Annotated in this window: 24 protein-coding genes; 10 read left to right on the forward strand and 14 right to left on the reverse strand. The window is 58.3% G+C overall.

Going from position 1 to position 23,658, the window contains the following annotated elements:
- From AAE514_RS10615 to AAE514_RS10645, 7 genes are all read right to left on the reverse strand, one after another.
- A complete protein-coding gene (locus tag AAE514_RS10615; protein WP_347331513.1) occupies nucleotides 1–1,383 on the reverse strand; it encodes a MotA/TolQ/ExbB proton channel family protein in 1,383 nt (460 codons plus the stop codon).
- On the reverse strand, nucleotides 1,380–2,162 hold the full coding sequence (locus AAE514_RS10620; protein WP_347331514.1) for a DUF3450 domain-containing protein: 783 nt from the start codon (nucleotides 2,160–2,162) through the stop codon (nucleotides 1,380–1,382). Before AAE514_RS10620 ends, AAE514_RS10615 begins: the two co-directional genes overlap by 4 nt.
- A 275-nt stretch (nucleotides 2,163–2,437) precedes the next feature.
- On the reverse strand, nucleotides 2,438–2,938 hold the full coding sequence (locus tag AAE514_RS10625) for a dihydrofolate reductase (protein ID WP_347331515.1): 501 nt from the start codon (nucleotides 2,936–2,938) through the stop codon (nucleotides 2,438–2,440).
- Nucleotides 2,939–2,970: 32 nt separating this feature from the next.
- A complete protein-coding gene (locus AAE514_RS10630; protein WP_347331516.1) occupies nucleotides 2,971–3,810 on the reverse strand; it encodes a thymidylate synthase in 840 nt (279 codons plus the stop codon).
- Between the two features lie 31 nt (nucleotides 3,811–3,841).
- Nucleotides 3,842–4,675, reverse strand: a complete 834-nt coding sequence (gene lgt, locus AAE514_RS10635) for a prolipoprotein diacylglyceryl transferase (RefSeq protein ID WP_347331517.1) — start codon at nucleotides 4,673–4,675, stop codon at nucleotides 3,842–3,844.
- A 72-nt stretch (nucleotides 4,676–4,747) separates the two neighbouring features.
- Complete coding sequence (ptsP, locus tag AAE514_RS10640; protein ID WP_347331518.1) at nucleotides 4,748–7,009, reverse strand: phosphoenolpyruvate--protein phosphotransferase; 2,262 nt, start codon at nucleotides 7,007–7,009, stop codon at nucleotides 4,748–4,750.
- On the reverse strand, nucleotides 7,003–7,530 hold the full coding sequence (locus tag AAE514_RS10645) for an RNA pyrophosphohydrolase (RefSeq protein ID WP_347331519.1): 528 nt from the start codon (nucleotides 7,528–7,530) through the stop codon (nucleotides 7,003–7,005). The genes ptsP and AAE514_RS10645 overlap by 7 nt, the downstream gene beginning before the upstream one ends.
- 168 nt (nucleotides 7,531–7,698) lie before the next feature.
- Here AAE514_RS10645 and AAE514_RS10650 point away from each other — a divergent pair, with 168 nt between their 5' ends.
- Nucleotides 7,699–8,355 carry a histidinol-phosphatase gene (locus AAE514_RS10650; RefSeq protein ID WP_347331520.1) on the forward strand — a complete coding sequence of 219 codons (657 nt, stop codon included), beginning with the start codon at nucleotides 7,699–7,701 and terminating at the stop codon, nucleotides 8,353–8,355.
- A 4-nt stretch (nucleotides 8,356–8,359) separates the two neighbouring features.
- Nucleotides 8,360–9,520, forward strand: a complete 1,161-nt coding sequence (locus tag AAE514_RS10655; protein ID WP_347331521.1) for an imelysin family protein — start codon at nucleotides 8,360–8,362, stop codon at nucleotides 9,518–9,520.
- Between the two features lie 12 nt (nucleotides 9,521–9,532).
- Here the strand turns inward: AAE514_RS10655 and AAE514_RS10660 are convergent, their stop codons facing one another.
- A complete protein-coding gene (locus AAE514_RS10660; protein ID WP_347331522.1) occupies nucleotides 9,533–10,138 on the reverse strand; it encodes a TetR/AcrR family transcriptional regulator in 606 nt (201 codons plus the stop codon).
- 76 nt (nucleotides 10,139–10,214) lie between these two features.
- Between AAE514_RS10660 and AAE514_RS10665 the strand changes: the two genes are divergently transcribed.
- Nucleotides 10,215–11,153 carry a DUF1853 family protein gene (locus tag AAE514_RS10665; RefSeq protein ID WP_347331523.1) on the forward strand — a complete coding sequence of 313 codons (939 nt, stop codon included), beginning with the start codon at nucleotides 10,215–10,217 and terminating at the stop codon, nucleotides 11,151–11,153.
- 101 nt (nucleotides 11,154–11,254) lie between these two features.
- Entirely contained in the window at nucleotides 11,255–11,569 is a 315-nt protein-coding gene (locus AAE514_RS10670) for a hypothetical protein (protein WP_347331524.1), read from the forward strand.
- Here the strand turns inward: AAE514_RS10670 and AAE514_RS10675 are convergent.
- From AAE514_RS10675 to AAE514_RS10690, 4 genes are all read right to left on the reverse strand, one after another.
- Entirely contained in the window at nucleotides 11,566–12,507 is a 942-nt protein-coding gene (locus tag AAE514_RS10675) for a 5-oxoprolinase subunit C family protein (protein ID WP_347331525.1), read from the reverse strand. The two genes, AAE514_RS10670 and AAE514_RS10675, sit on opposite strands and share 4 nt — an antisense overlap.
- The gene (gene pxpB, locus AAE514_RS10680; protein ID WP_347331526.1) at nucleotides 12,504–13,226 is read right to left on the reverse strand and encodes a 5-oxoprolinase subunit PxpB; all 723 of its coding nucleotides are present in this window, start codon (nucleotides 13,224–13,226) and stop codon (nucleotides 12,504–12,506) included. Before pxpB ends, AAE514_RS10675 begins: the two co-directional genes overlap by 4 nt.
- Nucleotides 13,227–13,228: 2 nt before the next feature.
- On the reverse strand, nucleotides 13,229–13,996 hold the full coding sequence (locus AAE514_RS10685; protein WP_347331527.1) for a 5-oxoprolinase subunit PxpA: 768 nt from the start codon (nucleotides 13,994–13,996) through the stop codon (nucleotides 13,229–13,231).
- A gap of 121 nt (nucleotides 13,997–14,117) precedes the next feature.
- Nucleotides 14,118–15,926 carry a cellulase family glycosylhydrolase gene (locus tag AAE514_RS10690; protein WP_347331528.1) on the reverse strand — a complete coding sequence of 603 codons (1,809 nt, stop codon included), beginning with the start codon at nucleotides 15,924–15,926 and terminating at the stop codon, nucleotides 14,118–14,120.
- A gap of 186 nt (nucleotides 15,927–16,112) precedes the next feature.
- On the opposite strand from AAE514_RS10690, the gene AAE514_RS10695 reads away from it, so the two are divergent.
- Both AAE514_RS10695 and AAE514_RS10700 read left to right on the forward strand, forming a co-directional pair.
- Nucleotides 16,113–16,538 carry a helix-turn-helix domain-containing protein gene (locus AAE514_RS10695; protein WP_347331529.1) on the forward strand — a complete coding sequence of 142 codons (426 nt, stop codon included), beginning with the start codon at nucleotides 16,113–16,115 and terminating at the stop codon, nucleotides 16,536–16,538.
- Between the two features lie 96 nt (nucleotides 16,539–16,634).
- Nucleotides 16,635–19,061, forward strand: a complete 2,427-nt coding sequence (locus tag AAE514_RS10700; RefSeq protein ID WP_347331530.1) for a glycoside hydrolase family 88 protein — start codon at nucleotides 16,635–16,637, stop codon at nucleotides 19,059–19,061.
- A 381-nt stretch (nucleotides 19,062–19,442) separates the two neighbouring features.
- Here AAE514_RS10700 and AAE514_RS10705 read toward each other — a convergent pair whose 3' ends face one another.
- Together AAE514_RS10705 and AAE514_RS10710 are read right to left on the reverse strand one after the other, a co-directional pair.
- A complete protein-coding gene (locus AAE514_RS10705) occupies nucleotides 19,443–19,850 on the reverse strand; it encodes a VOC family protein (RefSeq protein WP_347331531.1) in 408 nt (135 codons plus the stop codon).
- Between the two features lie 76 nt (nucleotides 19,851–19,926).
- Complete coding sequence (locus AAE514_RS10710) at nucleotides 19,927–20,505, reverse strand: TetR/AcrR family transcriptional regulator (RefSeq protein ID WP_347331532.1); 579 nt, start codon at nucleotides 20,503–20,505, stop codon at nucleotides 19,927–19,929.
- A gap of 117 nt (nucleotides 20,506–20,622) precedes the next feature.
- Between AAE514_RS10710 and AAE514_RS10715 the strand changes: the two genes are divergently transcribed.
- The 4 genes from AAE514_RS10715 to AAE514_RS10725 all read left to right on the forward strand — a co-directional run bounded on the left by AAE514_RS10715 (nucleotide 20,623) and on the right by AAE514_RS10725 (nucleotide 23,359).
- On the forward strand, nucleotides 20,623–21,105 hold the full coding sequence (locus tag AAE514_RS10715) for an HPP family protein (protein ID WP_347331533.1): 483 nt from the start codon (nucleotides 20,623–20,625) through the stop codon (nucleotides 21,103–21,105).
- Between the two features lie 521 nt (nucleotides 21,106–21,626).
- On the forward strand, nucleotides 21,627–22,193 hold the full coding sequence (locus AAE514_RS10720; RefSeq protein ID WP_347331534.1) for an outer membrane beta-barrel protein: 567 nt from the start codon (nucleotides 21,627–21,629) through the stop codon (nucleotides 22,191–22,193).
- A gap of 123 nt (nucleotides 22,194–22,316) precedes the next feature.
- Entirely contained in the window at nucleotides 22,317–22,604 is a 288-nt protein-coding gene (locus tag AAE514_RS18590; protein WP_430623895.1) for an HPP family protein, read from the forward strand.
- 293 nt (nucleotides 22,605–22,897) lie between these two features.
- On the forward strand, nucleotides 22,898–23,359 hold the full coding sequence (locus tag AAE514_RS10725) for a DUF6795 domain-containing protein (RefSeq protein ID WP_347331535.1): 462 nt from the start codon (nucleotides 22,898–22,900) through the stop codon (nucleotides 23,357–23,359).
- Nucleotides 23,360–23,658: the final 299 nt, after the last annotated feature.

The following is a 23,658-nucleotide window of genomic DNA, read 5'->3' on the forward strand; positions in this document are numbered from 1 at the left end:
CTACTTGCGCTCAGCGTTTTCGGCCACAATACCGGTGGTCTGTTCATCCAGGATGTGGATGATACGCTTGGCGCGGCCATTGACGAGGGTATGCAGCAGAACCGTGGGGATCGCTACGACCAGACCCAATACCGTGGTGATCAACGCGGAGGAGATACCGCCGGCCATGTTTTTGGGATCACCCGCACCGAAGATGGTGATGGCCTGGAAGGTCAGAATCATACCGACCACGGTACCCAGCAGACCCATCAGCGGCGCAACGGCGGCGATGATCTTCAGCAAGGACAGACCGCTTTCGATCTTCGGACGCTCTTTCAGAACGGCTTCTTCAAGCTTCAGTTCCAGAGTCTCGGGATCAACGCCTTTGTTGTCATCAGCTACTTTCAATACACGACCCAGCGGGTTGTTCTCGCTCGGAGTGCTGGACTTCAACTGAGAGCTTACCTTGGCGTTAACCAGAGTCAGAACGATGATGCGCCAGATACCCAACAGGAAGGCGAACACACCCACCGCGGTGATCACGTACCCAACACCGCCGCCCTGGTGCCAACGCTCACCCCAAGTGGGGCTGTCGATCAGCGCAGTCAGCAGAGAGCCGCCGGTCGGGCCAGTCGGGTCGATGCCTACGCGCACCAGGCCGGATTCGGCTGCTTGCAGATTGGCCGCGGACTCCTGGATGTTGCCGGAGGGCTGGCGAGCCAGTTGCTCCATCTTGGCACCATCGGGAATGAAAGCCAGGTACTTGCCTTCGGAAACCAGGTTGTAGGAACCGATACGGACCACTTCCTGTTCCATCTTGTCGCCGTTGGGCTTGATCACTTCGCCGTTGAAGCTGACGATCTTGCCGCTTTCGACCATTTGACGCTGCAGCTCGTACCACAGGCGCTCGATTTCATCGATGCTCGGCAGACGAGTGTTGCTGTTCATCTTGTCGATCAGGCCCGCCAGGAATTCACCACGGTTGGGGTACTGAGCGCTGATGATGGAAGTCTGAATCGTGGAGCGCAGGTCACCAGCGGTAGAGGTCAGGTGGCCGAACAACTCACGTAGAGAACCCAGACGCTCGTTCAACTGAGAGCGCTTGGCATCTACTTCCAGCTCTTGTTCGTCGTAGCGAGCTTCCAAAGTTTCGGAGCGCTGCTCTTCCTGCACGCGCAGGTTGCGAGCCTCTTCCAGCAGTTGTTGCTGCTGGTTGCGCTCCTGACGGAAGCGCGCTTCGCGCTGACGGTGCTCCTGAGACTCGTTCACACGAGACTCGCGAACCATTTCCAGCAGCTCATCGAGCGTACCGGCCTTATCGGCGTCTTGGGCCAGGGCGACATTGGTGCTCAGCAGACCCGCTGCCAGGGCAACCAGAGAGCCCTTCAAAAACGTCATCTTCATTGTGCTGCCTCCGGAGCCTGAACGGGTAACATCATGATGTCCTGACTTGCCTGGTCACGGGCAATACGCAAACCTTTGAGAATGTGGTTACGGTAGGAATCATCCAGCTGGACCCAGGCTTCCTGTTCTTTGTCCCAGGCACCTTGCTGCTCGGTGTCGGTAGTCTGATACATCAGAGAGATCCGACCAACGCGCAGAATATTCACTTCGCGCGGCTGACCGTCCACTTCCAAGGTATCGCGGTAGGTATCGAGGAACCGTCCGTATTCGGACTCGATGCGATAGGCTTCCAGAACCTGGCGGAACTTTTCCGCCACGGAGATATCCGCGCGGTCCTGGTTTTCGCGCAGCATCTCGATGCGAGCGCGGCGCTCTTCCAGGTGGAAGGGCATATCCAGCTCAACAAACTGCTCCAGCGCATCAAGCATGTCCATTACCAGCGGCTGAATCTGACGCTCGATAACAGTCACTTGTTCAATGGACTGATCCAGGTCCTTCAGAACGCGCTGCTGGGCTTCGATTTGCCGCTCAAGCTGAAGGTTATAAGTGCGCAAGCCCTCAATTTCCTTGTTTACAGTCTTGAACTGCTGCATTAGGTCATCGGCTTCCTGTGCCAGGCGATCAATGCGCTGCTGGCTTTCTTGGGCCATTGCGGTTTTGGCCTCACCGACCTGGATAATTTGCTCCAGGGTTTCATCTGCCACGGCAACGCTACCCATTAGCGCGCCGGCAGAAAGCGCGGTGGTCAGAGCCACGGCTTTCAATCGCTGCTTTTTCATATTTCCCCCAACTCGGGTGCTTGCATCAGATGAGTATGCGACAGAAAAGCTGCCACACAACACGTTATCCACACTTTGCCTCAAAAGGCAGGCAGAGCCTCTAGGAGGCAGCCAAGAACGCCGCATTGTAATAAGACCGTGAGTTCACATTCAATGCTTTGGGGAAACGGCTGCCGAAATGCTACCAATCTACCCAACCAGGTAACAAAAAGTCACCTTGACTGCCTCCCTCAGGTAACAACTGATCAACAATTAACCAGCTGCTTTTGCTGTCATCAAGTTGTCACCCTTTCAAATTCCTGAAAAACGTAACGGTAAGGCTCAGTTTCTGCCCCCGTACGCTCCCGGGACAGGCGCCAGTGTGTTTCATCCAGGGCAGGAAAGAAAGCATCGCCTTCCACATTCGCCTCCACTCGAGTCAGATAGACACGATCGGCCAGGGGCAAACTCTGACGATAAATCTCCTCCCCACCCATGATAATGACTTCCGCCAAGTCCGGCTGCTCTTGCCGAACCAGCGCCAGCGCCGCCTCAATGCTGTCGACCCAGCGCAAATTGGGCGACTCGGAGGTTTGGGGCCGACGGCTGATAACGATGTTCAGCCGGCCCGGCAGAGGGCGACCGATGGATTCATGGGTTTTGCGCCCCATAATCACCGGTTTACCCATGGTGACGGACTTGAAGTATTTGAGGTCCTCCGGCAGACGCCAGGGCAACTCGTTGTTGCGGCCAATTACACCGTTGCGCGCGGCCGCCACAATCAGTGACACTTTCATGGTGCTCTCCTTCCTATGCCCAGCCAGCGCCGCTATACCGCAATCGGCGCCTTAATTCTCGGGTGAGGGTCATAGCCCTCAAACTGAAAGTCGTCCAGCTGGTAATCGAACAGGCTTGGCGGTTTGCGCTTAATCACCAGCCGGGGCAGCGGTCGTGGCTCGCGCCGCAACTGCTCAAAAACAATATCGTCGGTCAGGTGATTTTGATACAGGTGGCAGTCGCCAAAGGTGTGTACGAACTCGCCCACCTCCAGATCGCACTGCTGAGCGATCATGTGAGTTAACAGGGCATAACTGGCAATATTGAAGGGCACCCCCAGAAACAGATCGGCACTGCGCTGATAAAGCTGGCATGAGAGTTTGCCTTCGGCCACGTAAAACTGGAAGAGGGTGTGACAGGCCGCCAGCGCCATTCGCCCTTCGGCGGCATTCTCCTGAGGGCTGACGGACTCATCCGGCAAGTCGGCGGGGTTCCAGGCACTGACGATCAGGCGGCGCGAGTTGGGTTTGTGGCGAATTTGCTCGACCACATCGCTGATTTGATCGATGGTTCGCCCATCCGGACAGGCCCAGCTGCGCCACTGCTTGCCGTAAACCGGGCCCAGGTCGCCCTCGGCCGTGGCCCATTCGTTCCAGATCTTACAGCCCCGCTCCTGCAACCAGGTCACATCGGTGCGCCCCTGGAGGAACCAGAGCAATTCCACAATCACGCTTTTCAGGTGGACGGTTTTGGTGGTCACCAGAGGAAACCCGCGGGAGAGGTCGAAGCGAAGCTGACGCCCAAACACCGAGCGGGTCCCCGTGCCGGTGCGGTCGCCCCGGTCCAAGCCGTTCTCCACGACATCGCGCATGAGCGCCAGGTACTGCTGCATAAGTCTTCTCTCAATTACGTTGGAGGACGATTCACTGGCCGTTCGAGGGCCTCTGCCGCTGACGCTGGCGACTCCATACCAGCAGGCCGATGCCGAGCAACAACATTGGCAGTGACAGCAGTTGCCCGCGAGTCACCCAGCCGAACAGGTCGAATTGAATATGCTGATCCGGCTCGCGGAAGAACTCGGCAAAGATTCGGAAGCAGGCATAGAGGACCAGAAACAACCCCGCCACAGCCCCTCTGGGCCGAGGCTTGGCGGAATACCAATAAAGCACCGAGAACAGTACCAGCCCCTCAAGGGTGGCCTGATAGAGCTGGGAGGGGTGGCGAGCCAGCCCCTCCGGGTCCTTCGGAAAGACCATGGCCCAGGGTACATCCGCCTGGCGACCCCAAAGCTCCTGACCGATGAAATTCCCCAGCCGACCGAAGCCCAAACCGATGGGGACCAGCGGCGCGACAAAATCGTTGAGCGCCAGAAACGACAGGCGCGCCCGCCAAGAGAAAAGCGCCAGCGCCACAATCACCCCGAGCAGGCCACCGTGGAAGGACATACCGCCTTCCCAGACTCGGAACAGCCACAAGGGGTCGCTCAGCCAATAATCAAAATGGTAAAAAAACACATAACCCACACGCCCCCCAAGGATGACCCCGAAGGCCACATAGGTCACCAGGTTTTCCACGTGGGAGCGCTGTACCACAGTGTGGGGAAGGCCGGCACGGCGCAGCGCCAGGAACCATGCCAAGCCGATGCCGATAAGGTACATCAGCCCGTACCAGTGAATGTCCAACGGGCCGTAGGATTGGCCCCCAAACTCGAAAGGGCCAATACTCACGGCCACAGGGTCAATGTCGGGATAGGTCATAGGTCTCGGGGTTCGCAATCAGTGGGCGGAAGCCGGGGAATACTACCATTGTTGTCCGGGGAACACAGCCTGCTAGTCGGTCGTGGCCAGCCGAAGCAACCGGGTCGCCCCGAGGTCGCGAAGAGTGTCGTCCACGCGCTGGCGTATTTGGTCCGCATCCGGCAGGAGCATCACTTCCGACAGCAACGACCGGGCCTGTTCCAGGCTGACACTGCGAATAACCGACTTAACCTTGGGCAGGTTCGTCGCGTTCATGGACAGAACGTCATAGCCCATGGCCATCAGCAGAATCGCCGCGCCGGGGTCCCCGGCCAGCTCGCCACAGATACCGACACTGACGCCCTCGGCGTGGCCGTCGTCGACCACGCTGCGCAACGCCCGCAGCACGGCGGGATGAAAGGCCTGGTACACGTCCGCCACCCGGGCGTTGTTGCGGTCCACCGCCAGCAGGTATTGCGTGAGGTCGTTACTGCCCACGGAAAGAAAATCCACCCGCGCCGACAGCTCTCGCGCCTGGTATACCGCCGAGGGGACTTCGATCATGACGCCGATGGGGGGCAGCTTAACCGAGTGACCCTCTTCGAGCAGCTCGTTGAAGGCACGGTAAATCAGCACTTTCGCCGCTTCCAGCTCGGGCACACTGGTAATCATGGGCAGCAGGATTCGCAGATTATCCAAGCCCTCGCTGGCCTTGATCATGGCCCGGATCTGGGCCAGAAAAATCTCTGGATGATCCAGGGTTACCCGAATGCCGCGCCAGCCCAGAAACGGGTTGGCCTCCTCGATCGGGAAATACGGCAGCGCCTTATCCCCGCCGATATCCAGGGTTCGCATGGTCACCGTGTGAGGCGCAAAAGCGGACAGCTGCTCCTGGTAAATGTTGCGCTGCTCTTCTTCGCTGGGGAAGCGATCGCGCAGCAGGAAGGGTACTTCCGTTCGGTACAAGCCAACCCCTTCCGCCCCACGCTCCAGCGAGCGCACCACATCGGTCATCAAGCCCGTGTTAACCCACAGTGGCAAGCGGTAATGGTCGGTGGTTTCGCAGGGCAGGTCCTTGAGCGCCTCAAGGCCTTTCACCAACTCCTGCTCTTCCAGGAAAATGGCCTTGTAGTGCTTGCGCAGCTCCTGTCCCGGATCGCTGTATACCGTTCCTTTATAGCCGTCGACGATAAGCGGCCGGCCTTCCATCTGAGTGTAAGGCAGGTCCACGGCGGCCATGACCGTGGGAATGTCCATGGCCCGAGCCAAAATGGCAACGTGGGAATTGCTGGAACCCTGCACCGAAACCAAACCAGCGAGTTTATCCTTGGGGATTTCACCCAGCATGGAGGCGGTGAGCTCTTCACCAATCAGTACCGTTTGGTCCGGGTAAATGCGGCACTTTTGGTTGGATTCCTGCAGGTAAGCGAGTACGCGCCGCCCCAGGTCCCGCAGGTCCGTTGCCCGTTCGCGCAAGTACGCATCGTTCATGCTATTGAAGGTGTGTTCGTGCTCAAGAATCACATCCGCCCAGGCCGAGGGAGCGGAGGTGCCCTGGCGAATCCGCTCGGTCACTTCTTTGCCCAAGGAAGCATCATTTAGCATCGCCAGATAGGCGTCAAACAGCGCCTGCTCCTCCCGGTTCAGACGAAGTTTGAGCTGCTCGCCCAGCCCTTTTATGTCTTCCCGAACCGCCTGCAGGCACCTTTGGAAAAAGGCCAGCTCGGTCTCCACGTCGGAGCACGCTTTGAACGGCACTGAGCGCAAGTCGGCGGGGGGCGAAATAACCACCCCCTCTCCCATGGCGATACCGGGTGCCCCGGAAACCCCAATAAACTTCGCCTGAGCAGCCCCCTCGCCAATAGCCAGCATCACGCCCGTGGCCTCGGCGTGGGCGATAACGCCGGCCAACTGGGCCGACATGGTTACGAGAAACGCTTCATCGCCCTCGTCGAACCGACGACGCTCCACCTGCTGAACAACCAGTACGCCCAGCACTTTGCGGTGGTGGATAATGGGTACCCCAAGGAAGGAGCTATAGCGTTCTTCCCCGGTTTCGGGAAAGTATTGGTAATTGGGGTGGGTCTCGGCCTGCTCCAGGTTAATGGGTTCTTCGCGGGTAACGACCCGCCCCACCAAGCCTTCATCGGCCTTCAGGCGCACCTGCCCCACTGCGTCGGTGTTGAGGCCTTCGGTGGCCATCAGCACGTAGTCGCCTTCCGGGCCACGCAGGTAGACCGAGCACACTTCGGTGTGCATGGCAGTCTTCACCCGGGAGACAATGATCGCCAAGGCGGTTTTCAGGTCCCGGGCGGCATTAACCTCTTGAACAATGGAGCGCAGCGAATTCAGCATAACGACCCGGCCGAGGGAAGGGAGCCGCTGTAGCGGCCCGCCTCCAGGTGACTGTGAAAAGGCGCCAGTTCTTTCAGCGCCCGGCGGTAGACTTCCCTTTTGAAAGCCACCACTTTGCCAAGGGGGTACCAATAGCTGGTCCAACGCCAGTCGTCAAACTCGGCACGCCCGCCGTTTTCCAGAGAGATTCGCCCCTCCGGGGAGGTCAACCGCAAGAGAAACCACTTCTGCTTCTGGCCCACACACAGAGGCTGGGAGTTGTGGCGCACCAGGCGGCTCGGCAGCCGGTAGCGCAGCCAACCCCGGGTGCAGGCCAGCACTTCCACATCCTCACGGGTCAGGCCGATCTCCTCCTGAAGCTCCCGAAAAAGCGCCTGCTCGGGGGATTCCCCGTCGTGGATGCCGCCCTGGGGAAACTGCCACGCATCCTGCCCCCCCACGCGCCGGGCCCAAAGCACCTGGCCCTGGTCGTTGGTCAAAACAATGCCCACGTTGGGGCGAAAACCTTCGGCGTCAATCACGGGGTTCTGCCAATCCTTAACCTTAAGTAGTTATCAATCTCGTTTCAGCAAATCGCTAATTGGCCTATTGTTCCATAAACCCAACTGAATCAGCAATTAGCACAGTTGAGCCCGGCCCGCCGAGCGGCTATCCTAGGCGGCCATTCAATCATTAACCGCAGGTACCCCGTGAGTCTGGCCATTTTCGACCTGGATAATACCCTGATCGCCGGTGATAGCGACCACCGTTGGGGCGAATTTTTGGTGCACAAAGCGCTGGTCGATCGCGAGGTCTACAAAGCCCGCAACGACGACTTTTACCGCGCCTACCAAGACGGCACGCTCGACATTCAGGAGTACCTGATGTTTGCCTTGGCGCCCTTCGCTCGGCTGAGCGATGAGCAGATCGCCGACCTGCAACGGGAGTTCATGGCCCATTGGGTCGAGCCGCTAATGCTTGATAAAGCGCAGGCACTGGTGCAAAAGCACCGGGACCTGGGGCACCAGTTGCTGATCATTACCGCGACCAACAGCCTGGTAACCGGCCCGATTGCCGAGCGCCTGGGGATTCCCCACCTGCTGGCTAGCGAAGCCGAGCGCACCGAGACCGGCTATACCGGTCGGCCCGCCGGCACGCCCTGCTTTCAAGGGGGCAAAGTCACGCGTTTGAATGAATGGCTGAAGCGTTTTCCGCACCGGCTGGAGGACAGCCACTTCTATAGCGACTCCGCCAACGACCTGCCCCTGCTCGAAGCGGTGGGTCACCCCACGGCCGTGGACCCGGACCCCCGACTGGCGCAAGCCGCTCGGGAACGGCAATGGCCCATCATCAGCTTGAGAGACTAACACAGTGTTCCCGCGTACCTGCCTGCTACTCATCAGCGCCCTGCTTCTGTGGGGCTGTGATTCGGGTGAACCGGAAAGCACCACCGGCGCCCCCTCCGAGCCCCCGGCCGCCCCATTGGGCGAGCCCGACCCCGGGTTGGCCGAGTCCACTTTGGCCGCCTGGCATCAGGGGACCGAGTGGTTGAGCGAAGCCCAGAGCCGTTGCCAGTCACTTCACGACAACATAGAGACATTTCTGGCCTCGCCCGATCAGGCCGGGCTGGATAGCGCCCGCGCCCAGTGGCACGAATGCCACAACCGGTGGCATCGGCTGGACCCACTACTGGCCCTTGCGGACAGCAATCCCGGCTTGTTTGGCGAGCTTGAGCGGGTGCGGTTTGCCGTCGACGCCCATCCGCTGCAACCCGGCTATCTCGACTCGATTGAGGGCTACCCCTACAGCGGGATCGTTAACGACATCACCCTCAACCTCACCGCCCGGACACTTAGGGACCAGCATGGGCTGACAGACGACTCGGATGTGGTACTGGGACTTCACGCCCTGGAATTCCTGCTGTGGGGGGAAAAGGGAGGGCGGTCAGTGAAAGACTATACTCACCAAACCGAGCCCCGCGATGAGCAGCTGTCCGCCGAGCTGACCGAAGGCCAGCTACCCAACAACCGCCGGCGGGAGCTCCTGCGGCTGATCAGCCAGCTTCTTCAGGATGACTTAGCAACGACTCAGGAGCGCTGGCTGGCCACGGAGGACCGCTGGTACCGCACCTACCGAAACCTCCACCCCGCCAGTCGCGTCGCCCTGCTGCGCGACGGGTTGCGCGTACTGCTACAAGACCGGTTGCCGAGGGCCATCGAACCGTCGGCCGATTCGGAGCAGACCCACAACCGTTTCGCGGGCGAGACTCACCAGCCTACCGCCAGCGCCCTCAAGGGCGTCGGCGAACTCATAAACCTCGGGAAGCCTCCCTTAAAAGCCTCTTTGGCGCAGGGCGAGAAAGCTCAGAGTTGGGACCAGGCCTGGCCCCCGGTGGAGCGCTGGACTGTGGATAGTGACCACCTCACTGACGAGGCGCTAACCCAGGCGCTGCAGCAACTGGGCGAAACGCTTAGCCCGGAGGCGGCTACCGGCCTCCCCGCTTCCGAGCTTTCCTCAGAAGAAGAGCAATGAACCTAAAAAGCGCTAGTGGCGAACGCGATAACTGTCCAGCAGGCTGTTAATATCGGCCAGAAGCGGCTCCAACTCTTTTGCCGTAACTTGACGCTGGGCGTAGGAGCGCAGCCCCATGACCTGAACCTGGACGAGTCGGGCCAGCCGAACGCAATCCACATCCGAGCGCAGCTCTCCTTCACGACGTGAGCGGGCCAACAGATCTTCAAAAATCTCTTCCATATCCGCCAGCAACTCGTTGACCTTGATGCCCAGAGGTTCTTCCTCTTCGGTCACCTCCATCAACGTTTTCACGATCATGCAGGCGCGGGCCGGCAGTTCGTGATCCGGGGTATCGCCAAGCACCAAGTCCCGTAAAAAGCTCTGCAACGCCAGCAACGGAGACGCAGCACTTTCCAAGTGGGCTTCCAGCAAGTTCAACATTTGAGCGGTGTAAACATCCAGCGCCTCCATGAACAGCGACTGCTTGCTGCCAAAGGCGGCGTATAAACTGCCCGGGCGCATATCCAGCGCCTGCTCCAACTGCTTGAGCGACGTCGCGTGGTAGCCCCGAGCCCAAAACAGCGTCACCGCTTTATCCAGCGCAACTTTGCGATCATATTTTGCAGCTCTAGGCATAGCCTCTACCTCAATTGTCCAGCCTCTCTAACAACCTCATCATACCGCGATGTGATCGCTAACAACAGAGAACCAGATGCCGCGTTTGCGATACACTGGGGCGATGAAGACCTACAGCCGTCGGCCGCCCCTAAACCGCTTCCAAACACCCGCCATTCGCCACCTCGCCTGGATGCTGGGGGCACCAAACCTATTGCTCAGCGAGCAGGCGCTTCAGCTTCCCGAGAACCCAGAAATTGCGGCGCGTCTGGCTCAATGGGACCAAGCACCCCAGACCGCTCCCTTGGCATTGAAACAGGCGCCCGAGAAGCGTTTGGGCCAGTACTTCGAACGACTATACGCCTGCCTGATGACAGACTTATTGGGCTGGGAACTGCTGGCGCACAATCTGCCCGTAAGAGGGGAGGGACGGACACTGGGAGAGTTGGACTTCATACTGCGCCACCCGCACACCGGGCAAGTAGAGCACCACGAGATCGCCGTGAAGTTCTATTTGGGTCACCCCTCGCCCCAGAGCGGAGTGCCACTATGGTACGGGCCCAACGCCCGGGACCGGCTGGACATCAAAACCGACCACCTGCTCGGCCATCAAAGCCGGATGATTGAGCGCCCGGAAACTCTCGCCGCGCTGCGCCACGCCGGCATCGAGCCACCGCAGGTGGCCCGCCTTTTCATGCCGGGCTACCTTTTCTACCCCTCCCACAGGCAATGGTCGCCACCGGCGAACGTTCCCTCAGACCATTGGCGCGGCCACTGGCGCCACCTCGACACGCTCACCGATGCCGATACCCACCATTGGGTGGCGCTGCGCAAACCTCACTGGCTGGGGCCCTGGGTCCAAGAGGAGGTGCCCAACGCCGAGGACACACTGGCCACACTGCAAACGGTCCGCGAGCACCATCGCCCCCGGTTGTTTGCACAAATGAGTTTCGATGCCGAACACGCCCGCTGGGTGGAAACAGAGCGCACCTTCGTCGTGCCTTCCCGTTGGCCCTCCCCCACCCGATCAAGCTAGCGGAAACGGCCTCCTGAACGGAACTCCATGGTGGGCATTGGCGCCCGGAGCCGGTACACTACGGAAAAAACACCAGACAAATAAAAACGAGGAGACACGCTATGTCTGCCTGGTTAACCTTGGGGCCGCTTTTTCTATTCCTAATGCTGCAGGCGCTGCTCAACTGGCGTTTTATCGAAAACAGTCGGCAAAACCACCCGGATGTCTGGCAGGATTTGGGTGAGCCCCCGCTGGCCAAAACGCTGCTGGTGCACCCCAAATCCCTGGAGCGGTATGTCACCCGAAAGGACTACAAAGATTTACCTCAAGCGCGGGACCACGCCTTCGCCCGACGCTACGATGTCCCATTTCGAGTGGTGAATATCGGCGAGTGGGCGGCCATCGCCCTGGTATTGATCGACCTGCTGTTCCTCTAACTTACCCGCACGCCGTCCATAAACCCCTGGAACTCATTGTATTGCTCCGCACAGTTCTCCACCGTGACCGGTGCAAAGCGGATGGGGCAACCGGGCTGGCGCTGAGCCAACGCAAAGGCGTCCAGTGGGTGGACGGTGCCGAGTTTCGGATAGCCACCGATGGTCTGCCGGTCTTTCAGTAACACGATGGGTACGCCATCCGGCGGCACCTGCACCGCCCCGAAAGGAACCGGTTCGGAAACAATGCCCCCCACCAGCGACTCTACCGCCTCGCCTTCCAGGCGGGCTCCCATACGGTCACTGCGCGGCGATAGCCGGTACTCCGAACGATACAAACGCTCCAAGGCCGCCGCGCTAAACCAGCCTTTGTGTTCACTTGCCATGAGCCGCAACGTCAAAGGCTGCCGGTAATCGGGAATAAACCGCGAGGGGACGCTGCGCTCAGCCACCAGGCCCATCTCCGGGCAGGCCAATTCATCACCGGCTTGAAGCGGCGACCCTACGCCATCGAGCCCACCCATTTTTTCGCGGGTGACCGTGGCCACCGAACCAAAACACAGGGCCACCTCAAACCCGCCCCGCACCGCCAGATAGCCCCGCACGCCGTCGCTTGCATAACCAAACTGCAGCCGGTCACCGGCGGCCAGAGTGTGAGTGCGCCAGGGTTTGAGCGAGCGGCCATTCACGCTCGCCCGCAGGTCCGCGCCGGTTAGGGCGATTTGCAGCGACCGCTCCACTGCCAGAGACAAGCCCCCCAGGGTGATTTCCAACGCCGGCGCATTGGAAGCATTGCCCAAAAGCCGGTTGGCCCACAAAAAAGCGTGCTCATCCGCCGCGCCTCCGGGCGATAGCCCCAAGTGCTGGTAACCGAACCGCCCGCGGTCCTGCAGCAAGGTCAGCGGCCCGGGCTTGATTACCCTCAGCCCGCAGACACTCACCGGGCTCCTCCTCGCTCCTGCCACGACGCTGGCGGCAACCGCCCTCCTTGCGCGAGATATTCCGCCCGGGAGATAGGCGCAAAGCGAACCCGGTCACCGGCACTGACCGGACAAAGTGCCGCCCGCTCGCGATCAAACATGTTTACCGGGGTGCGTCCAATCAGGTTCCAGCCGCCGGGGGTTTCAATGGGGTAGACGGCGGTTTGGCGATCGGCCAGGGCGACCGAACCAACAGGAACGGCGGGGCGCGGCGTGTCTAACCTCGGTGTGGCGAGCGCTTGCGGGGCCTCTCCCATATAAGCGAAGCCGGGGGCAAAGCCAATGGCAAATACGTGGTACTCAACAGCACTGTGTTGCTCAATCACCTGCTCCACACTCAGGCGGTTATACCGAGCCACCCGCTCAAGGTCTGGCCCTACGGAAAGATCGTACCAGACAGGAATCTCAATCAGTTCACCGACGCTTTCTTCGGTCGCTTCAAGGTACTGAAGCACATCGCTCACTCGCCCCGCCATCTCTTCCACCGATAGTTGTCGCGGGTCAAAAACAATCATCAGTGTTGTGTAGGAGGGAATGAGGTCATACAGGCGCTCACCCAGCTCGCGACGCAGCTGGTCACTTGCCCCGCGAATGAGGGGAACAAGCTTCGGCGTAATGGTCTCTCCAAACCGAACCATCAGCGCGTCCGGACCGGCCGTTTCCACTACCCACGGCCTCACGGTCAGGCGGCTCCATATAGGCGGTTGAACGCCATGCGAATCTCGCGCACGGCGTTCACGGACTCGTCGTTATCACCATGCACGCAAAGCGTGTCGGGGGCGAGGGCCAGCACCTTGCCCGACTGCGTCACCAGCGTGCCCTCTTCCGCCAACCGAAGCGACTGCTCCAGAATGCGGGCCTGTTCGGTATAAACCGAGCCCTCTCGCCCGCGCGGCACCAGCAGGCCCCGCTCGTCATAGGCACGGTCCGCAAACGCTTCGAATAACAGGGAAACACCGAACTCGCGGGCGACTTTCGCTACCGAGGCGTTATCCGCCGTGGCGAGTACCATCAAGGGGAGCGAGGCATCATAGGCGGCAACCGCTTCCAGCACCGCGCGTAGAACATCACGGTTATTCATCATATCGTTATAGAGCGCACCGTGAGGCTTCACGTACCCGAGCGAAAGCCCCTGCGCCCGGGCCAACCCGGCCAGCGCGCCCATCTGATACTGCACCAGAGACACAATCTCCACAGGGCTGCACTGCATGCTCCTACGCCCGAACCCCACTAGATCAGGGTAACTGGGGTGCGCCCCCACCGTCGCACCGGCTTGCTTAGCCAACAGCAGAGTGCGGGTCATGGTGACGGCGTCGGAGGCGTGAAAACCGCAGGCGATATTGGCCATATCCACCAACGGCATCACCTCTTCGTCGCGCCCCATTCGCCAGGGGCCGAAACTCTCGCCCATGTCGCAGTTGAGAAGAAGCCGTTTGTAGGGGGGACTCATAAGCGCCTCGTTGCAAATCGGATATAGCGCGAGTTTACCCCATCCGCTTAACGGGGTTCGAGCCCTCAAAAAAAACGGCGGGCAAACGCCCGCCGTTTCTTTACATTTCACTATCAGCGCTTTACCAGCTGCCGAGCTGAAGCGTATAGCTGCTGGGGGCCTGCTTAACATAAATGTAGTGCGTGCAGTGAGTGGCCCCTGTGGAGACGGCGCTAAAGCCGTTGACCACTTGCGCCACATCGCTCAGGGTCTGGCCGTTGCAATTGGTGATGTCATACAACACCCCATCGCTCACGTTCCAGCTACCCAGGCGCAGCTGGCCGCTGCCGTGCTCATAGGAGATGCATTGCCCCTGTGACACTGTCACCGGGCTGCCACCGCCGCTGATGGCATTGCCCGCATTACAGGTTGAATCACCCGGCGTGCTGGGCGAGGAACTGCTTGAGGACTGGCTGGAGCTAGAGGACTGAGCCGAACTGGACGACTGGCTGGAAGAGCTGCCGGCGCCATTGCGTTGCGTTACTTCAAACCAGTTGATATTCCAACCGTCCCCGGTGGCCCGAAGGGTCACTTCCTGCTCCCCGGCCGAAAGGTCCACTTCGCTTTGCACCGTGGTCCAGTTTTGCCAATCGCCGGTGGCGGAGGCTTGCACCACATCCAGTACCGTGCCGCTGTTGGCGGCTTCCAGCTCAAAGTACGCCCCATTGTCCAATGACGCCAAACGGTAGCTCACTTCATAAACGCCTGCTTGGGGCACATCAAGGGCGTAAGTCAGGGTATCGCCGGACTCAATCCAGCCAACGTTTTCACCGCCACCGTTATCCGAAGTGGTTTCAGTCTGCACACCGCTCATTGAGCAATAATTTTCCGCTTCCACTTTTCCCGGCACAGCCACAGCGGCACAGCCGTTAGGGTCACCGTTGTCCCCGGTATCGCCATTGTCTCCGGTGTCGCCATCACTCCAGTTTCGAACAATCTCGCGAACCAAGGTGCCCGAGGCAGTGTACTGACCGTCTGACCAGCCGCCATTGGCACTGGCACCAGCCACCAAGGCGGATGCGCCTTCGTCTTTGTCGTTTAACGCCCAGTTGGCGTGGCTGATATTGTTCTGCTCGAAGAAATCCATCCAAACATTGGTTTCATTGCGAGCCACGTTGCCGTCGCCATCGGCGTCCACGGTGCCCCACTCGGTCGCGAATAGGGGGATGCCCCGGTCCAACGCATACTGAGCTTTATCCCGCAGGAACTGGGTGTGAGTGCCCGCATAGAAGTGCAAGGTGTAGGCAATGTTGCTGTAGTTGGTAATGGGGTCATTGGCCGCTGCGTCCACATCCTGTGACCAAGTGGGCGTGCCCACAATAATCAGATTGTCCGGGTCGATGGCGCGAATGGCCGAAATCACCTGTTCCGCGTAAGGCTTGATAGTCCCGCTCCAGGAGACACTGAGCGGCTCGTTATAAATCTCATAAATCACATTATCGTGCTGTCCGTACTCGGAGGCCATTTGCTCAAAGAAAGTAACCGCACTTTGGGTATAGTCCTCGGCGTGGTGACTGTGCCAGTCAATGATGACATACATATCGTTGGCAATGGCCGCGTCCACGACTGTACGGACCTTGTTCAGGTTGCCCTCCGGGTTTTCCAAATAACCGCCGGGTTCATCCACACCCATAGCGGCACGAACCAGTTCCGCATTCCAGTCCTGGGCGACGGTTTGTACGGCGCCGGCCGTGTAATACTTCTCGCCGCCCCAACCATCATTACTCCAAAACAAACTGGGCCCCGCCACGCTGTCGGGCGTGCCCCCGAACAGCAATTGATTGCCGTCCGTTGTAATGGGTGCGACGTCCGCCAGGGCGCCAATTGCCGATACCGATAGAACCAAAGCCGAAAACGCAGGCACGATTCGTTTAACGAGTGATAACCTCATGATCGCTAGCCTCCTTTGAAGGTATTATTATGAATAGGCCGGTGGCGTCACCACCGAGGCCCTATTGAGCGGCATTCCACGCTCTGAGGCTACCCACTTTGTGCAATTCGGCCGGGGGAGTATCGATTCGGTCACATTTTTCAGCCAAAATCTACTCTAATAATAATGAAGGAGCCTCGTACCCGCATGCCTAATGATGCCTCTCCCCCTCCCCAACCGCCCGTCGGCCGCGCCCCCGCCACCTCGCAAGCGGAAAAGCTGCGGCTTATCGACCAGGCCATTACCCACAAACAGCTCCATTTAGACGCTCACATTAACCTGCATGCCTTTTCGGCCTACTGTGGCCTCAGGCCCCGCGAGGTATCGACACTGATTAATACCTACCACCACAAACACTTTTTTGAGTTTATTAACTACCACCGGGTGGAGGAAGTGAAGCGGCGACTAACGGAAAACAGCCAAGAAACCATACTGGAAATTGCGCTGCAGTGCGGTTTCAACAGCCAGTCGGCCTTTCAGCGCTTCTTTAAGCGCCTGGAGGGCATTACCCCGTCCCAATACCGCTGCCAGGCCAAGCGCTGCGGCCCTCCCCCGGCCCCAGCCCTCTCTTAAAGCCAATATGTACTATTGTATTAACAACGGTGATACCATTTACCCTCAATCAACAATAAAACCCTAAAGAACAACCCGAGAGTGGAGAACAACCGCATGAGACCCATCGCACACGCCCTCTGGCTGGGCACGCTGTCGTTGTTGCTTGGCTGCCAGCACACGCCCGAGTCACAACCTCACGAAATCACCCCCGAATCCGTCAAGACCCTGACCAAGCAAGTGGCTGACTGGCAAATTGAGCACTTCGAAGAACAAGGTAAATACCGCGCCCTACCCCAGGACCCGCCAGACTGGGCCAACCGGGAGCAGTACCACGACCTGGAGTGGCACAACGGCGCGCTCTACGCCGGCATGAACCAGTGGCGCCAAATCGCCGAGGACCCCAAGTACACCCAGTGGCTGATGATGATCGGCGAGCGCAATGACTGGGCGCTGCACAAGCGCCCCTACCACGCGGACGACCACACCGTGGGCCAGTTTTACCTCGCCCTGTACGAGGACTTTAATGACCCCGAAATGCTGGAACCCGTCAGAGAGCAGTTCAACTGGATTCTGGACAACCCGAAAACCGGCACTCTGGTCTGGGACGCGGAGGACACCCACGCCCACGACCGCTGGGGCTGGAGCGACGCCCTGTTTATGGCACCCCCCGTCTGGGCGCGGCTAGCGAAGGTGACCGGCGAAGACAAGTACCTGGAATTCATGCACCAGGAATATATGGCCACCTACGAGCTGCTCTGGAGCGAAGAAGACCACCTGTTTTTCCGGGATTCGAGCTTTTTCGAACAACGCGAGAAAAACGATGAGAACATCTACTGGTCCCGTGGCAACGGCTGGGTGTTTGGCGGCCTGGCGCTGATGATTCCCGACCTGCCCCCCACCTGGGAAGAGCGCGACTTCTATCTCAAGCTGTACAAAAAAATGGCCCGAAAGCTTAAAGCCATCCAACGCGATGACGGCACCTGGTCCATGGGCCTGCTCGGGGGCGTAGCAGGCTACCCCATCAAGGAAACCAGCGGCACCTCCTCCTTCACCTTCGGCCTGGCCTGGGGCATCAATCAGGGCATCCTCGACCGCGAAACCTATGAGCCGGTCGTGCGGCGCGCCTGGCAAGCGCTCGCGGACGCTGTGACCGAAGAAGGGCTACTCGGCCACGTCCAACCGGTGGGCGCCGCGCCGGGAGACTCCTTCCCCGACTACACCGAAGTCTACGGCGTGGGTGCCTTTCTGGCCGCCGGCTCGGAGCTTTATAAAATGTTCCAGGCCGAACAGAGCGATGACAAAACAGCGTCCGCCCCCGCCATCCGAACCTTTATGTACAACGGTGGCTGGTGCTGGTTTCAAGACCCGCGCGCCATCATTCACAAGGGCCAACTCATTGTCGGGGGCGTGGCTGGCAACGGCGCCGGCGATGCCGCCGTGGGCGTGTACGACCTGGGCAGCGATGCTCGCCAGGGCCGAACCACCCTGCACAAGCACTTCGACCACGACGACCATAACACCCCCGCTTTTTACCCCCGCGAGGATGACACCCTCCTGGCCGTCTACGCCCGGCACAGCACGGAAAACAAACATTACTACCGCTTTTCCGAGCAGAACAGCTACCTGGAATGGGGCGAAGAACACACCATCGAGGCTGAAGAGCCTGTCACCTACATGAACCTCGTCCACCTCGATACCGAGAACACCCTGTACAACTTCTACCGCGGTATCGACTGGAACCCCACGCTCGTCACCTCCAAAGATGAGGGAAAAACCTGGGGCGATGCCCAACATTTTATTCAAAATGAAGTGGAAGGGCGGCATCGCCCCTACGCCCGCTACGCCAGCAACGGGCAAGACACCGTGGGCGTGTCCTTCACGGATGCCCACCCCCGCGACTACGGCACCAGTCTGTACTACACCGAATTCCGAAATGGGAACTTCTACAACGCCGATGGCACCTTCATTAAAAACCTTGAGGAGGATGGCCCCCTGAGACCTTCGGAAGCAGAGAAAGTGTTTCAAGGCGGGGAAGGCGGCTTTCGGAGTATGGACCTTAGCGCTGAATACAGCGCCTGGACCAGCTCAATCGTGCTCGACGAGCACGGCCACCCGCACATTGGCTACAGCCTATACCTGAGCAACAACGACCAACGGTACCGCATCGCCTCCTGGGACGGCGAAAAGTGGATCGACCGCGAGGTCGCCCACGCCGGGACCCGCTTGTACGAGCGAGAGGCCAGCTACACAGGCTTGATTACCCTCAACCCGGAGGACCCAACCGAGGTGGCGATTTCAACGGACGTTAACCCCGCCACTGGCGAGGCGCTGAACGGAAAGCATCAGATCTTCCGGGCGATTATCGGCCCCGAGGACGAAACGTCCAACGCTGAATGGCAGCAAGTCACTCACGACCCGGCCCGCCACAACATCCGGCCCATGTTCGTTCCGGGCGAGGAGCACGATGCCCTGGTATGGCTGCGAGGCCAATACAACACCTACACGGATTACTACATGGACGCCGTGGGGCTTATCGAGTAATCTCTCCAAAGCAAAACGTTTCGGGTCCCTGACAAGGAGGTAGTGACCGGAGCGCCTTTCTTCAGAAACTCCCTCGATAGCGACACCACACTAAACAGCCTTGGGCGCAGCGAAGGCCTTGCTGTAGTAGCCCGACGGATCAAGACAACACACCCGCTTCTTACCGGACGCGAGCAAATCGCAGGCATCGCGGATCCGCTGTGCGCGTTCTCGCCTGCTTCGCCGACGTCACCCAATGAACCCAATCCAGCCGGGCGATGGCCGTTGTTATGCTTTAAATCATAACCATCCAGCTATGCGAGTGCCAAGCGACAGAAACCAGGGCCTGACAGATGGAGCCAGGCCCTGGAGGGCCAGGCTTAGGTGATTTGCCGGAAGGGTTCAGGGAAATGAAAACAGGTTGACGAGCAGCCCATTCGGGTCGGCCACCATAAAGCGTCTCATGCCAAAGCTTTCATCGCACAGCTCGTGCGCAATACCAAAGCCTTGCTTTTGCACCGCGGCATAGGTGGCATCGACATCATCCACCTGAGCGGAAATAATGACCCCCTGAGCCTGATGCTGGAACGCCTTCGGCGTAAACTCATGATCTAAACGCATGATCCCGAGCTGAAGCTGAGGATCGCTCGGCGATGCCATTTGAATATACCAACCCTGATGCTCGAACCCGACAACAAACCCGAGCAGCTTCGCGTAAAAACCCCGGGTCTCTTCCATTTTATCCGTGCAGATATTTGGAAGTAGTCTGGTAACGGCAATATCATTCATCACAGCTTCTTTTTTGGACATCTCTCATCTCCTTAACAAACCAGCTACCACAATGTTTTCGATCAGCATCCCGGCTCATTCACCACTCCTTTTTACGCTAACCCTGTGATCTCGCGTCCAACAGCTCCTCTGCAATCGCCCAGGCCTTTGCAGCGGCCTGGAGATCCCCCAGAACATGGGCTTGAACAATGGCCCCTTCTTTCAAGGTCGCTATGGCGTCCGACATCTTTATCACTTCCTCCTCACTGGCTAGGAGCTGGGAGACATGGTTCCTTATCAAACCGAGTATTGCTTTCTTATGACGGGCACACTGTTGATGTATCGGGTGCTCAGGGTCACCGAATTCAGCACTCACGTTGATAAAGTAGCAACCGTGAAACGGATAAAACTGATTATCCCGGCCACGGAACCACTCATCAAGCGCGCGAAACATCGCATGTAGTGCCTCCTTCCCTGCCGGCGCCCCTTGGACACGGCCCTCCATCCACGTCAAAAATTGTCGGTCCCGATAGTCAACCGTGGCAGCCACCAAATTCTCTTTGCCGGGAAAATGATTGTAAAGCGTCTTCTTCGCTACGCCTGACTCAGCAAGCACCCGATTGATACCGACCGCATGTACGCCGTAGCGGTAGAACAGGTCGAAAGCGACTGAGACCAGCTGTTCTCTTCTTTCCACGGGCAACCTCACGTCAATTCTGTCATTACCATATTGACACCGGGAGACCGGTCTGTCTACCATGACGCAGTAGACAGACCGGTCTACCCAGTTATTCTCTTCTTTCGAGGCGCTCCCATGCAAACCCTACAAAAAGCCAATGATCAACAAAAGGCCGCCCTGCTAGCCGGCATTGGCGCCACCGGCTGCATCATCGTACTGAGCTTTCTCAGCTCCCAAAGCGGTGCTCTGTGGCTGATGGCCCCGTTCGGGGCCACCATGGTTATACTGTTTGGGTTACCGGCCAGCCCACTGGCTCAACCGCGCAACGTGATTGCCGGCCACGTCATAACCGCAGCTGTGGGATTGATTGTGGCTCACTTTCTCGGTGTGCATGAGTGGACGCTGGGTGTGGCGGTCGGGTTATCGGTCACGGCTATGATGCTTACCCAGACGTTGCACCCTCCCGCCGGCGCTAACCCCTTACTGATTATGCTGACGGGAGAGGACTGGCATTTCCTACTGACGCCAGTAGCCTCTGGCGCCATTCTGATTGTCGGGTTTGGATACTTGTACCACCGCGGAATTTCAGGACAGCGCTACCCTGAAAGGTGGCTCTAATGGATCGTATTACTGTGCAGTGTATCCGCCAACCTTCTAGGTTATCCGGCGTGAGTATATTCCCTTCATTCTCCTACCGCACCTTCCGGGCGGCCTTCGGTGTTCGCCGGCGGATAAAAGTCAAGCGTAAAAGGTGGCGAAAAGCCGCCCACTATTGCGGGACCTGATTTACTGGCAACAACGCTGGCTAACAACTACAGACATCTCGGAGGGTGCCCTAAAAGCAATCGAAACGGAACGAATCCGGCATATTGTTTCGCTAAATAGAGGAGTATTTATCGTGGGAAGTGAAAGTTCGACGGTCGGCTGATGCAGTAGCACAATTTAACTCAGAAGCGCCTATGACTCTTTCGCTCACCCACGGTTCCCAGACTGCCATCAAACTGTGAAGCTGTCGACAATAACAGGGCAAGCCGCCCTGCGTATGTTGTCCACCTAGGGGGCAAACGTTATGCTACATCGGGTTAATTGAACGCGCGCAACTCATTTCTTTAAGCCATTTATGTGAGGACCAGAGAGCAATGACGTCATCAAAAGCAGTAATTGGTAGCCTAGCCATCGCCGGCGCTCTGTCCGCTTTAAGCCTGCCTGTGCTGGCTGACGCCGTCAGCTACAACTACGCAGGCCTTCGTTACGTGGACCAGGACCTGGACGACTACGACTGTGGCCAAGATGGGCTGAACGTTTATGGCAGCCTGGACATACAGCAGGGCTTCTTTGGCCAGGCATCGCTCACGGACGTAAGTGGCGAAGGCGGCTGCGGCTCCATGACCATTTCGGCCTCCGGTGGCTACCGCATCCCCTTCAATAAGCAGTTCGACCTGTACGGCACCATTGGCTTCGAGTCTACCGACGTGGACGTGGGCAATGACGATTCAGGCCTGGTGATCGCCGGTGGCCTTCGCGGATTTATCGCCGAGAACCTGGAAGCCAAAGTGGAGCTGGCTCATCGCACCGCCTTCGATGGCGATACCGGTATCAACGGTGGCGTGGCCTACTTTTTCACCCCGCAGATTTCAGCCACTTTTGACCTGGGCGTGAGCTCAGAAGCCACAACGTGGGGGCTTGGCGCACGGATGAACTTTTAGTGAAGCAGCCCCTCCAAGGCGCTCGCGGCGCGAGCGCCTTGGCTTTACCTCAAGCATCTTCCTATAAAACTCTGCCTCTCTCGTAGTCCCTCGTTATGAGCTAGCTCTTCAGTCCTGCGCATTATCGCCGGCCACGTTATAACGGCGGCCGTAGGGCTGGTGGTGGCTCACCTTCTCGGTGTGCAGGAATGGACGCTAGGATTGGCGGTCGGTTTATCGGTCACAGCCATGATGCTTACCAATACGGTGCACCCTCCTGCCGGGGCCAATCCCTTGCTGATTATGCTGGCAGGAGAGAACTGGTACTTCTTGTTGACGCCAGTAGCCTCTGGAGCTGCGCTGATTGTCGACTTTGACTACTTGTATCACCGGTGTATTTCAGGCCAGCGCTATCCTAAAAAGTGGCTCTAAACGGGTCGGGAAAGCTGCCTCACAGCCAAGCCTGCTGCTTAGTAAGTCACTTATGGCACTGGATCACATCTCTACGTCGTGCTACTTGCTTGACAAGCCGAAGCTTGGTAGCCTCAAGCCAACTAAGTCTGACCAAGGACGTCTCCTTAAAATGATCGCCTCTGCCCTACCCTCCCCGCTCACCAACCTGCTGAGCCGAGCTTCTCTGCATGTTCAGTCTTCGCCGAGTCAGCCTGAGGCACTCGGGGGCCACCATAGTACCGTAACAATAGATTTACTTTCGAGCTTTGTTTATGAACAAACTTACCGTCATTATTATTCTGAGCTTTCTGTCACAGGAGATGTTCGCCATGTCATTTTTTAATCCAGGAAAGACCTGTGTGTTCTCTGCAGTCAAAGCATATGTAACGTACAACGGTGAGCCCGTAAAGAATGCGACCATTATTCGGCGGTGGGAATGGAAAGAAGAGCGCGAGGAGCGTACTCAAACTGATGAGCATGGCTATTTTGAGTTCCCGGCGGCATACGAGTCTTCTGTCTCTCGGATGCTTCCTATCGAAATAGTAATAGGGCAAGAACTTTTTGTCGTCGTCGATGGTACAGAGAAGAAAATTTGGGCTCATGCCAAACGCTCAGCTGACGAGAATTCGGAGCTAAAAGGCCGCGAGATGAAGCTATCTTGCGAGCTCAACGAACCAATGAAAACTTATGGAGATTATGGACTGCTTCAAACTCTGTGTTCCTGGGAGGGATAAAAAATGACGTCTGCACTAACCCCATCTTACGCCGCCAACTTGGCCTCTGACGTATATGGTGTAAAACTATCCGCTACGCGTGGCATATTCATCGATAAATATTCTGGTGATATGGATGTATCAAACGACTCTTTTTCCCCGGGAGTCACAGGCGGATACATTATTAATAAGCCTCATGTAATGGCAGTCTTCTCTACGGGGAGAGGAGCCTACAAGGGACAAGCATTTGTTGCTTTGTAACTATTCAGCTCAATTTTTGAAAAAACACTTGACAGGGTTTTTCCGAGAAATTCTGAAAT

This window comes from Marinimicrobium locisalis (assembly GCF_039822625.1).
In the GTDB taxonomy this organism is placed as follows: Bacteria; Pseudomonadota; Gammaproteobacteria; order Pseudomonadales; family Cellvibrionaceae; genus Marinimicrobium; species Marinimicrobium locisalis.